Source organism: Candidatus Benthicola sp. (genome assembly GCF_058719085.1).
The window spans coordinates 1-1,650 of record NZ_JBZQEK010000073.1 but is presented as its reverse complement, the minus strand read 5'-3'; the positions used below and the strand labels follow the sequence as shown (position 1 = coordinate 1,650).

At 67.8% G+C, this 1,650-nt stretch carries 1 protein-coding gene and 1 pseudogene; one reads left to right on the top strand and one right to left on the bottom strand.

Translation table 11 applies throughout. The annotated features are described in order from the left end of the window. Nucleotides 1–267: 267 nt before the first annotated feature. Nucleotides 268–861: a hypothetical protein gene (locus AC36XV_RS05840; RefSeq protein ID WP_492202744.1), complete on the bottom strand. Its 594-nt coding sequence runs from the start codon at nucleotides 859–861 to the stop codon at nucleotides 268–270. A 316-nt stretch (nucleotides 862–1,177) separates the two neighbouring features. On the opposite strand from AC36XV_RS05840, the pseudogene AC36XV_RS05835 reads away from it, so the two are divergent. Then, a pseudogene (locus AC36XV_RS05835) lies at nucleotides 1,178–1,650 on the top strand (M1 family metallopeptidase); the annotation flags it as partial.

Sequence of the window (1,650 nt, the reverse complement as noted above, 5' to 3'; positions counted from 1 at the left end):
GAGTCCGAGGTATGGGCAGACCTGTCCGACTGATCGGCCGGCTCCGGGTCCACCGGCCCGGCGGAGCGACACGGTAGTCCACCCCCCACAAGCGAGAGCCCCGGCTCTTTCAAACCGGGGCTCTGCAAGTTGAGAGGGCGAGGCCACACCCGCTGTCCCATCATCGTCATCCCATCGTCCCGCACTTCATCCCGCTCGCCACCCTCAGAGTCCTGCCGATACTGCTTCCGCCGTACAGCCGTACATCCGGCTCCGACGGGCCGTAGCTCAGTCCGCCGCGAGCAGCGTGGCCGGCGTGCCCAGACGGGCGCCCAGGGCCACTCGGGCCGAAGCCTCGCCTGCCGGCGCGCCCTCGATCCGCGCGAGGATCTCCGCCCTGCCCTCCGAGGTCACCGCATCCGAATCCGCCAGCCGCTTCGCATCGCGGACAAACTCACGCTTCTTGCCCGCGAAACCTTCCGCGATCGCGATGAACGCGGCGTCGACGTAGGTGTTCGCGGCCACGTACGCGTCGCCGGTCGCCTCGGCGACTTCGGCCGCATCCTGCATGGCGCGCCGCGCGTCGTCGAAGTCACCCGCGTGGAAGTACAGCACGGCGGCCCGACTGAAGCCGTAGAACTGACCGGCACTGTTACGAGGCAGGCTCTCCGCCGCCATCAAGTGCAGGTCGCCGGCGAGCTCCCACTGGCTCGGAAACTCGTACAGTGCGATGGCCTGCTGATGCAGGTCATTCTGCATCACGGCCACTTCGATCGCCGGCAGTTCGTACGAGGGCCGGTCCTGCGCGGCCACCGGAGCCGCTGCGACGATTACCGCCGCTGACGCTGCCACCGCCCCGAGAAGTCTCGTCGTCCTCATCATCGTCCTCCCATTCTTCTCTTCTTCATCCGCACCCGCGTCCGGCACCGCGCCGGCCCGCCCTTCCGGTGTGGAGGGAATGCAACGGTTGTGCCAGCAAACTGTATATTCCGTAAATTACTGAAACACAGAAAGTTACGCGTTCGATAAACCGCCGCTCGCAGACGTTCCGGTTGTCCGCGCTCGGGACCGGTTGTGCCGGAACCGGACACCTTTCGGGATCGGACCGGCGGCGGGTGGCTGTGCGGAGCCCCTCGGTCGGCTAGCTTCCCGGGGCGAGACGGTATCGGCCCTCGGAACCCGAATACACCGGTCTAACATGATGCGACGAATCACCGGATTCTCATTGTCGCGGACGGCCCTCGCGGTGGCGGTCCTCTGCGCGATCTCGGCCCCGGTCGAGAACCCACTCCGGGCCCAGCAGCCGGATGAGAGGCGGGACCCGTACGACTCGGGCGGACCGCTGATCCGTGAGGAAGCCGCGTACGATGTCCTCTACTACGGACTCGACATCCGGGTCGATCCGGCCGACAGCACCCTGGCCGGATCCCTCCGCATGGAAGCACGGGTCGTGGCGCCGACGGAGGTCGTGGCCTTGGACCTGGACACCCTGCTCTCGATCGAGTCCGTATCACTCAGCGACCTCGAGACGCCACTGCCCTTGCCCTTCCGGCGCTCGGGAGGCCGCGTCTTCGTGGAGTTGCCGTACACGGCACAGCCGGGGGACGGGCTGGCGCTGACGGTCGCGTACGGCGGCGAGCCCCGGGTCGCGCCGCGGCCGCCTTGGGACGG

Excerpts from the sequence above, each read along its gene's own strand:
- AC36XV_RS05840 (WP_492202744.1), bottom strand. The coding sequence starts at position 861 with ATGATGAGGACGACGAGACTTCTCGGGGCGGTGGCAGCGTCAGCGGCG.